Source organism: Actinomadura montaniterrae, assembly GCF_008923365.1.
Lineage (GTDB): Bacteria > Actinomycetota > Actinomycetes > Streptosporangiales > Streptosporangiaceae > Spirillospora > Spirillospora montaniterrae.
Genome location: NZ_WBMR01000349.1, coordinates 1 through 7235, shown reverse-complemented (window position 1 = coordinate 7235; position 7235 = coordinate 1). Strand labels below are relative to the sequence as shown.

Here is a 7235-nt window from a genome sequence, read left to right as displayed (position 1 = left end):
CGGCGCGGGCGGCGAACTCGGGGGCGGGCTCGTCGGCGGCGCCGCCGGCGATCACCGGGCGGGCCGGGGCGTGCGGGCGGCGCAGCCGGACGACGAGGACGACCGCGGCGGCCGACACCAGCGACGCGACGACGTCGGCGAGCGGCACCGAGATGAAGTTGGCGGTGACGTACTGCGCGGCGCCGAACGCGGCGCCGCAGAACAGGGCGGTCGGCCACGTCTCGCGGACGCCGCGGCGGCCGTCGACGATCAGCACCAGGATCAGCGGGACGAACACGGCGAGGATCGGGGTCTGCCGGCCGACCATGGCGCCGAGCGTGTCGCTGGACTGGCCGGTGACCTTGCCGAGGGTGAGGATCGGCGTGGCCATCGCGCCGAACGCGACGGGCGCGGTGTTGGCGGTGAGCGCGAGGACGGCGGCCTTCAGCGGCTGGAAGCCGAGCGCGATCAGCATCACGGAGGTGACCGCGACCGGGGTGCCGAACCCGGCAAGCGCTTCCAGCAGCGCGCCGAAGGAGAACGCGATGAGGATCGCCTGCAGCCGCTGGTCGTCGCTGACCTGCGCGAACGTGCGGCGCAGCACGTCGAAGTGGCCGGTCGCGACGGTGATGTTGTAGACCCAGAGGGCGTTGATGACGATCCACAGGATCGGGAAGAAGCCGAACGCGGCGCCTTCGCTGCCGGCCAGGAACGCCTGGCCGGCCGGCATCCCGTACGTCCAGATCGCGACGGCCAGGGCGACCGCCAGCGCGATCAGGGACGCCAGCCAGGCGCGCATCCGCAGCGCGCCGAGCAGGACGAACAGCACCGCCAGCGGCAGCGCGGCGACCAGCGAACTCCAGCCGAGCGAGTCGGCGACGGGATCGAGGACCTGTCGGTACACGGGATCACCTCGCGGTTGGGAGCGGCCCCCGAGTCGGACCGTCAATACCCCGTGGTGTGTCCCGTCTCACATTGATGGTGAACTTTTCAACCGGTCAGCGCCTCCCGGAGGGCCGCCGGCCCGGAGTCACAGCAGCGGCAGCAGCCGGGCCGGGGTGATCGGCAGGTCCCGGACGCGGACGCCGGTCGCGTGGTGCACGGCGTTCGCGACGGACGCGGCGGCGCCCACGATGCCGATCTCGCCGATGCCCTTGGACCCCATCGGGTTCAGGTGCGGGTCGGCCTCCTCCACCCACGCCGCGTCGATGTCGCGGACGTCCGCGCAGGCCGGCACGTGGTACTGGGCGAGGTCGCGGTTGACGTAGTCGCCGAACCGCGGGTCCATGACGCTCTCCTCCATCAGCGCCATCCCGATGCCCATCGTCATGCCGCCGATGAACTGCGACCGCGCGGTCTTCGGGTTGATGATCCGGCCGGCGGCGAACACGCCGAGCATCCGGCGGACCCGGACCTCGCCGGTGTCGGCGTCCACCTCGACCTCGCTGAACTGCGCGCCGAACGCGTGCCGGGCGTACGCGTCGCGGCCCTCCAGCTCGGCGGCGGTGTCGGCGGACGCCTCCAGCCCGCCGGGCGGGACGGAGCCGTTCATCTTGCCGCGCAGCGACTCGCAGGCGCGGACGACGGCGGTGCCCCAGCTCGCGGTGCCGGCGGAGCCGCCCGCGACGGTCGCCTGCGGCAGCGCGCTGTCGCCGATCTCGACGGTCACCCGGTCGGCGTCGGCCTTGAGCGCCTCGGCGGCGATCAGTGTGAGGGCGGTGCGGGCGCCGGTGCCGATGTCGGCGGCGGCGATCCGGACGGTGAACGTGCCGTCCTCCTCGGCGCGGGCCGTCGCCTTGTTGGGGCGCATGTAGGCCGGGTAGGTGGACGCGGCGACGCCCATCCCCACCAGCTTGCGGCCCTCCCAGCGGACGCCGGGCGCGGGGTCGCGGTGCTCCCAGCCGAACCGGTCGGCGCCCTCGCGCAGGCACGCGACGAGGTTGCGGGAGCTGAACGGCAGCCCGCTCTCCGGCTCGGTGTCGGTGTCGTTGCGGATCCGCAGCTCGACGGGGTCGACGCCGGCGGCGAACGCCAGCTCGTCCATCGCCGACTCCTGCGCGAACATGCCGGGCGTCTCGCCGGGCGCCCGCATCCACGACGGCGTCGGGACGTCGAGGCGGGCGAGCCGGTGCGCGGTGCGGCGGTTCGCCGCCCGGTACACGACGCGGGTCGGGGTGGCGGTCTGCTCGGCGAACTCGGTGACGGTCGAGGACTGCTCGAACACCTCGTGGACGATCGCGTTCAGCGTGCCGTCGGCGTCGGCGCCGAGCCGGAACCGCTGGATCGTCGGGGTGCGGTAGCCGGTGGTGGCGAACATCTGCTGGCGCGGCACCGCGAACTTCACCGGGCGGCCCACCGCGCCCGCCGCCATCGCCGCGAGGACGACGTTGGGCCGCGGCGTGCCCTTGGACCCGAACCCGCCGCCGACGTGCGGGGCGATGACGCGCACGTGCGTCCGGTCGAGGCCGAACACCTGGGCGATCGTCTCCTGCGTCGGCGAGGAGCCCTGCGTGGAGTCGTAGAGCGTGAGGGTGCCGTCGTCGTTCCACTGGGCCGCGGTCGTGTGCGGCTCCATCGGGTTGTTGTGCTCGGCGGGCGTCGTGTACGTCGCGTCCACGCGGACGGCCGAGTTGGTGAACGCCTCCTCCGGGTCGCCCTGCTCGGTGTCGGCGGGGAACACCGGGTTCACCTTGTCGGGCTTGTAGAGGCGCGGGTCGTCCGCGCTGAGCCGCACGTCGAACGGTTCGGACACGTAGTCGACGCGGACGTGCCGCGCCGCCTCCCGCGCGATGTCGAGCGTCTCGGCGACGACGGCGGCGACGAACTGGCCCCGGTACGCGACCGTCCGGGACTGGAACAGCGCCAGCTCCGCGTCCCCGGCGTCGTGCAGGTGCGGCGCGTTCTCGCACGACAGGACGGCCAGGACGCCCGGGATCCGCAGCGCGGCGTCCGCGTGCACCTCCGCGATCTCGCCCTTGGCGATGGTCGACTGCACGGCCGCGGCGTAGGCCGGGTTCTCCAGCGGGTACTCGTAGGCGTAGCGGGCCGCCCCGGTGACCTTCTCGCGACTCTCCAGCCGGTCGGTCATGATTGCTCTCCCAGCTCGGTCAGCGTCCGGACGATCAGGTTGCGCGCGAGCGGCACCTTGTAGGCGTTGTCGCGCAGCGGCTCGGCGAGGTCCAGCTCGGCCTCGGCGGCGCGCTGGAACTCCTCGCCGATCGCCGGGGCGCCGCGCAGCGCCTCCTCGGCGCGCAGCGCCCGCCACGGCTTGTGCGCGACGCCGCCGAGCGCGATCCGCACGTCCCGGACGGTGCCGCCCTCGACGTCGAGCGCCGCCGCGATCGACACCAGCGCGAACGCGAACGACGCGCGCTCGCGGACCTTGCGGTACCGGGACGGGATGTCCAGCGGCGGCACCTCGACCGCGGTGATGAGGTCGCCGGGGTCCAGGACGGTGTCGCGCTGCGGCTCGTTGCCGGGCAGCCGGTGCAGCTCGCGGAGCGGGGTCGTCCGCTCGCCGTCGCGGCCCTGGACGTGGACGGTGGCGTCGAGCGCGGCGAGGGCCACCGCCATGTCGGACGGGTGCGTGGCGACGCACGCCTCGGAATGGCCGAGGATCGCGAGGTTGTGGTGCTCGCCCTCCCGGGCCGGGCAGCCGCTGCCCGGGTTGCGCTTGTTGCACGGTTTGTCGGCGTCCTGGAAGTAGGAGCAGCGCGTGCGCTGCAGCAGGTTGCCGCCGACCGTCGCGAGGTTGCGGATCTGCCCGGACGCCCCAGCCAGCACGGCCTGCGCCAGCATGGGATGGCTCTCGCGGACCGTCCGGTCGGCGGCGAGGTCGCTGTTGCTGACGGCGGCGCCGATGAGCAGGCTCCCGTCGGGCCGCAGCTCGATCTCGCCGTTCGGGAGGCGGGACACGTCGACCAGCCGCGCCGGCTCCTCGACGCCGAGCCTCATCAGGTCGACGAGGTTGGTGCCGCCGCCCAGGTAGAAGGCGCCGTCCTCGTGCAGCCGCAGGGCCTCGTCGGCGCTCGTCGCGCGCTCGTACACGAACGGCCTCATGCCCTGGCCTCTTCCGTCTCCGTCTTGCGCGCCGCCTCCCGGACCGCCCTGACGATGCCCATGTACGCGCCGCACCGGCACAGGTTGCCGCTCATGCGCTCGCGTATCTCGTCGTCGTCGAGGACGGGGTCGGCGCTGAGGTCCCCGGTCACCGCGCTGGGCCAGCCCCGGTCCGCCTCGTCGAGGACGGCCGTCGCCGAGCAGAGCTGCCCGGGCGTGCAGTACCCGCACTGGAACCCGTCCTGCTCGATGAACGCCTCCTGGAGCGGGCTGAGCCGGCCGTCCCGCGCGAGCCCCTCGACGGTGACGACCTCCGCGCCGTCGTGCGCGACGGCGAGGGCCAGGCACGCGTTCGCCCGGCGGCCGTCCAGCAGGACGGTGCACGCCCCGCACTGCCCGTGGTCGCAGCCCTTCTTCGAGCCGGTCAGCCCGAGATCCTCGCGCAGGGTGTCCAGCAGCGACGCGCGCGTGTCGACGCGCAGCCGGTGCTCGGTCCCGTTCACGACCAGCGTGATCTCGGTGTGTACCGGGGTGACTTCGCTGTCCATGCCCGGGGGCCTACCCCGGATCCGCGCAGGCAGTCCCGGCGGTCAGGGGGTCCAGCGGCGCCGGCCGGCGTCCTTCTCGTACGGCTGCGGATCGGGATAGGTGAGCAGCTCGAAGGTGCTGCCCCACGGCGTCCGCGCGTACTGGTAGCGGTTGCGGTCGCCGGCCTCGGGACCGGGCAGCCGCTGCGGCTCGCCGAGCAGGACCCCGCCGGCGTCCCGCACGCCGCGCGCCGCCTCGTCCAGATCGTCCACGTAGAAGGCGACGTGCTGCCAGCCGAAGTCGCTCGGCAGCGCCGGCGGGCGGCGCTCGGTGCCGCGGAACTCGAACAGCTCCAGCCCCGGGCCGTTCGGCAGCCGCAGCATCCGCATCGCGACCTCCTCGGTGCCCGCGGGCACGCCGAGGCGCCGCTCGGTCTCCGGTCCGGCGACCGGCCCGTCCTCCCTGCGCAGCGTGTCGTACAGCGGCCGCGCCCCCAGCGCGGCGCCGAAGAACGCGGTGGCCGCCTCCAGGTCCGGGACGGTCACCCCCACATGATCGATCCCCCTCACGCCCATACCGCTCGCATGCCCCGCCCCACCAGGCCCAACCCGTGGCGGCGGTCACGTGATCAGCGGCGGCGGCGGGGACGCAGCCGGTACAGCCGGTACCAGGCCAGCAGGGAGAACAGCACCCCGAGACCCGCCGCGATGCCGAGGTCCATCCCCCAGGCGGTCACCGTGTGCTTCCACGCCGGGTCGGCGCCGCCCGCGTGCGGCATGATCGAGTCGAGGTCGATGGTCGCGGCGGCCGCGCCGAACCCCCAGCGGGACGGCGACAGCCACGCCAGCTGCTCCAGCCCCGGCTTGCCCGCCAGCCGCACCAGCCCGCCGGACAGCACCAGCTGCCCCATCGACAGCACGATCAGCAGCGGCAGCGTCTTCTCCGAGCTGTTCACCGACGACGACACCAGCAGCCCCAGCGTCATCGACACCACGCCCAGCAGCGCCATCGCCAGCATCAGCTCCGGCAGCACCGGCGCGAACGTCCCGGAGGACGGCAGCTTCACCCCGATCGTCCCGATCAGTGCCAGCACCACCGCCTGCAGCGCCGTGATCACCCCGAGGACCAGCAGCTTCGACATCAGGTAAACGCCCGCCGACAGCCCCGCCGCACGCTCCCGGCTGTAGATCGTCCGCTCCTTGACCAGCTCCCGGACGGCGTTGCCGGTGCCCGCGAAGCACGCCGCGAACGCCAGCACCATCAGCTTGGACGCGGCGTCGGTGTTCGGCGACGGCCCCGTCAGCCCCTTCGGCGCCGGGATCGCGGCGCTCAGCCCGCCGAGGATCAGCGGCATCACCCCGAGCAGCACCAGGTAGCTGCGGTCGGACGCGATCACCGCGAGGTAGCGCCGGCACAACGTGCTGAGCTGCGCGAACCGGGACTGCTGCCGGGGCGGCGGCGCGGGCACCGACGTGTCGGCCTGCACGGCGCCGCCCTGCCGCCCGCTCTCCACGTACCGGGCGTGCCGCGGCGAGGCGCGGAACTCGGTGGCCCAGTCCCGGCCCGGCTCCCGGTCGAACGCCTGGAACACCTCCGCCCACGACTTCTTCCCGAAGTGCTCCAGCCCCTCGGCGGGCGGCCCGTAGTAGGCGAGGCGCCCGCCCGGGACCAGCACGAGCAGCCGGTCGCAGGCGTCCAGGTTCGCGACGCTGTGCGTGACGACGATGACCGTCCGGCCGTCGTGCGCCAGCTCCGCCAGCATCTCCATGACCGTCTTGTCCAGGCCCGGGTCGAGGCCGGACGTCGGCTCGTCCAGGAACAGCAGCGACGGCTTGGTCAGCAGCTCCAGCGCGACGCTGACCCGCTTGCGCTGCCCGCCCGACAGCCGGTCGATGCGGGTCGAGGCGTGCGCGGTCAGGCCCAGCTCGCCGAGCACCTCGTCCACCCGCTCCTCGCGCTCCCGCTTGCGGGTGTCGCCGGGGAACCGCAGCTCGGCGGCGAACAGCAGCGCCTGCCGGGTGTCGAGCTGGGTGTGCAGGATGTCCTCCTGCGGGACGAGCCCGATGCGGTGCCGCAGCTCGTCGTAGTCGGCGTACAGGTCGCGGCCGTCGTAGCGGACGGTGCCCTCCGTCGCCGGGCGCGTGCCGGTGACCGCGCCGAGCAGCGTCGACTTGCCCGCGCCGGACGGCCCGATCACCCCGACCAGCGACCGCTCCGGGATCGGGAACCCGACCCCGTCGAGGATCACCTTCCCCTCGGGCGTCCGGACGATCAGGTCCTCCACCGACAGCGACACGTCGCCGGTGTCGACGTACTCCCGCAGCTCCTCGCCGACCAGCTGGAACGTCGCGTGCCCGATGCCGAGCAGGTCGCTCTCGGTGAACTCCGCCGACTCGACCCGGGTGCCGTTGACGTAGGTGCCGTTGTGGCTGCCGAGGTCGACGATCCGGTGCCGTCCCGGGCCGAGGCTGCGCAGCTCCGCGTGGTGCCGCGACACCACCAGGTCCGGCACGACGATGTCGTTGTCGGCGGCGCGGCCGATCCGCAGCGTCTTCGGCGCGACCCGGATGATCTGGCTCGGGTTCCGGTCGACGCTCGGCCGGAACGCCGCGGCCGGTTCCGGCCGCGGCGGCGGCACCGTGCGGGGCAGCGGCGGCCGCTGCGGGACG

The 7235-nt window shown here is 73.8% G+C and carries 6 protein-coding genes; all 6 read right to left on the bottom strand.

Annotated elements, in window-relative coordinates; all coding sequences use genetic code 11:
- Window positions 1–883 (bottom strand): L-lactate permease (locus F9B16_RS48050; RefSeq protein ID WP_192809362.1); only part of this gene is annotated, 883 nt, incomplete at its 3' end.
- Window positions 884–1009: 126 nt separating this feature from the next.
- Window positions 1010–3067, bottom strand: coding sequence for a xanthine dehydrogenase family protein molybdopterin-binding subunit (locus F9B16_RS48045; RefSeq protein WP_151546952.1), 2058 nt, complete (start codon window positions 3065–3067; stop codon window positions 1010–1012).
- Window positions 3064–4038, bottom strand: a complete 975-nt coding sequence (locus tag F9B16_RS48040) for an FAD binding domain-containing protein (RefSeq protein ID WP_151546951.1) — start codon at window positions 4036–4038, stop codon at window positions 3064–3066. The genes F9B16_RS48045 and F9B16_RS48040 overlap by 4 nt, the downstream gene beginning before the upstream one ends.
- Window positions 4035–4586 (bottom strand): 2Fe-2S iron-sulfur cluster-binding protein, encoded by a 552-nt coding sequence (locus F9B16_RS48035; protein ID WP_151546950.1) that lies wholly within the window; start codon window positions 4584–4586, stop codon window positions 4035–4037. The genes F9B16_RS48040 and F9B16_RS48035 overlap by 4 nt, the downstream gene beginning before the upstream one ends.
- A 42-nt stretch (window positions 4587–4628) precedes the next feature.
- Entirely contained in the window at window positions 4629–5141 is a 513-nt protein-coding gene (locus F9B16_RS48030; protein ID WP_151546949.1) for a VOC family protein, read from the bottom strand.
- Window positions 5142–5194: 53 nt separating this feature from the next.
- Window positions 5195–7235 (bottom strand): ATP-binding cassette domain-containing protein (locus tag F9B16_RS48025; protein WP_151546948.1); only part of this gene is annotated, 2041 nt, incomplete at its 5' end.

Coding starts and splice junctions, on each gene's coding strand:
- F9B16_RS48040 (WP_151546951.1), bottom strand. CDS start 4,038: ATGAGGCCGTTCGTGTACGAGCGCGCGACGAGCGCCGACGAGGCCCTG.
- F9B16_RS48030 (WP_151546949.1), bottom strand. CDS start 5,141: ATGGGCGTGAGGGGGATCGATCATGTGGGGGTGACCGTCCCGGACCTG.
- F9B16_RS48035 (WP_151546950.1), bottom strand. CDS start 4,586: ATGGACAGCGAAGTCACCCCGGTACACACCGAGATCACGCTGGTCGTG.
- F9B16_RS48045 (WP_151546952.1), bottom strand. CDS start 3,067: ATGACCGACCGGCTGGAGAGTCGCGAGAAGGTCACCGGGGCGGCCCGC.